This is a genomic window from Bradyrhizobium acaciae (assembly GCF_020889785.1).
GTDB classification, from domain to species: Bacteria; Pseudomonadota; Alphaproteobacteria; order Rhizobiales; family Xanthobacteraceae; genus Bradyrhizobium; species Bradyrhizobium acaciae.
This window is the reverse complement of record NZ_JACMYK010000310.1, coordinates 1-1160: the sequence shown is the minus strand read 5'-3', so window position 1 is coordinate 1160 and position 1160 is coordinate 1. Positions and strand designations below refer to the sequence as shown.

2 protein-coding genes and 1 pseudogene are annotated in these 1160 nt (G+C 64.4%); 1 reads left to right on the top strand and 2 read right to left on the bottom strand.

Annotated elements, in window-relative coordinates; translation table 11 throughout:
- Nucleotides 1-35 precede the first annotated feature (35 nt).
- Together H8A92_RS40465 and H8A92_RS40460 are read right to left on the bottom strand one after the other, a co-directional pair.
- Complete coding sequence (locus H8A92_RS40465; protein ID WP_229200804.1) at nt 36-251, bottom strand: cysteine rich repeat-containing protein; 216 nt, start codon at nt 249-251, stop codon at nt 36-38.
- A gap of 151 nt (nt 252-402) precedes the next feature.
- A complete protein-coding gene (locus tag H8A92_RS40460) occupies nt 403-684 on the bottom strand; it encodes a hypothetical protein (protein ID WP_229200803.1) in 282 nt (93 codons plus the stop codon).
- A 219-nt stretch (nt 685-903) separates the two neighbouring features.
- Between H8A92_RS40460 and H8A92_RS40455 the strand changes: the two are divergent.
- Nucleotides 904-1160 (top strand): annotated as a pseudogene (locus H8A92_RS40455) (polysaccharide deacetylase family protein); the annotation flags it as partial.

Sequence of the window (1160 nt, the reverse complement as noted above, 5' to 3'; positions counted from 1 at the left end):
GATTCAACCAAAACCCATCCCGCTCTAGCCGATCATTACTGCCCGTTTTCGGCGAGCGTCTGCTGGCAGGCCTTGCTGAGGCGGCTGCGGTGTTCCTTCAGGCAAGCCAGCACGACCTGATCGCCCTCGCTGAGGTGGGCGCGGCAGAACCGCGAGGCATCGCGTGAGCAGGCATCACGCCCCTGCTGCTGTGCCGAAGCGACCGACGTCAACAGAACCAGTGGAACGACGGCAAACAGAAATCGGGTCATCTCTCAAAGCCTCTAAGGAATAGAACGCTGATTCTATAGCGTTTCAGAGCCGCGAAGAAGCTTGAAACGGCGGACCGAACCGGCCGGTTCCGCCCTGGGGTGATCACCGGGCACGGCTCGGCGTCCCCGTCACCTCATTCGATGCGGCGAATCACTCGGCGGCCGCCCTGCGCTGCGCGGCGAGATCGCGGTCCAGCACGACGCGGCAGCCGCCGCTCAGCTGGGAGCGATTCCTGACCATGCAGGCGGTGATCCTGGGGATGTTCGGGATCTCCGCGCCGCACAGGCGGAACGCGTCCCCCGAGCACATCTGCTGCGCCTCGGCGCTGAACGCGAAGCTTCCGGTCGACGACAACAGAGACACCGTGGCCGCAACGGCCAACGCGACGGCGGCTCTGCGAACGAGAACCCGGCTTTTGAAAATGCTGGTCATGATCGGCTCCCATCGGCGCCGCAGATGGCGGTGCCCTTGTTTGATGGGTCCAATCCTGCCCGGGAGCGAGCTGATCGACCGTGATGGTCATCACGTATGGATAAGGCCCGCTTTTTCTTGTCCTTCCGGCGCCTTGTTGGGACCGCGTTAAGACCTTGTTGGCATTAATCGCTCGTTACGGCTGTGGCGTATCCTTAAGTTCCGAGAGAGTGTGTAGCGATGCGTAGTGCGTTGGGCCTGATGCTGGCCAGTGTTGTAGCGGCGATTGTGATCGCCGGCGTGTGGTTCTGGACCTCCTCCCCGCGTGCCGACGCGGCCCCTCCGCAAACCACGGCCGCAGCCAAGGCCGATCCGCTCCCTGCGGCGGCAAAACAGGCTGCCAAGGACGATGTCGAAACCACCGCTGCGCTGTCGAAGCGCGCCGATGCCACCCAGGCGGCAGCCCCGGCGGCTGCCCCCGCTGCGGCACCGGCTCC